This is a genomic window from Aeromonas sp. Prich7-2 (assembly GCF_017939255.1).
Lineage (GTDB): Bacteria > Pseudomonadota > Gammaproteobacteria > Enterobacterales > Aeromonadaceae > Aeromonas > Aeromonas caviae.
The window spans coordinates 1-309 of the sequence record NZ_JAGKRI010000308.1; the positions used below are offsets into that span (position 1 = coordinate 1).

A 309-nucleotide genomic window follows, 5' to 3' on the forward strand; every position below is an offset into this window, starting at 1 on the left:
AGGGAAGGTGCGAACAAGTCCCTGATATGAGATCATGTTTGTCATCTGGAGCCATGAAAAAGGGTTCATCATGAGTCATCAGCTCACCTTCGCCGACAGTGAATTCAGCAGTAAGCGCCGTCAGACCAGAAAAGAGATTTTCTTGTCCCGCATGGAGCAGATTCTGCCATGGCAAAACATGGTGGAAGTCATCGAGCCGTTTTATCCCAAGGCTGGTAATGGCCGGCGACCTTATCCGCTGGAAACCATGCTACGCATTCACTGCATGCAGCATTGGTACAACCTGAGCGATGGCGCGATGGAAGATGC

At 50.8% G+C, this 309-nt stretch carries 1 protein-coding gene; it reads left to right on the forward strand.

Annotated features, from left to right (window positions below):
• Nucleotides 1–70: 70 nt before the first annotated feature.
• On the forward strand, nucleotides 71–309 hold a 239-nt coding region (locus J9892_RS22300; protein WP_009309822.1), incomplete at its 3' end, for an IS5/IS1182 family transposase.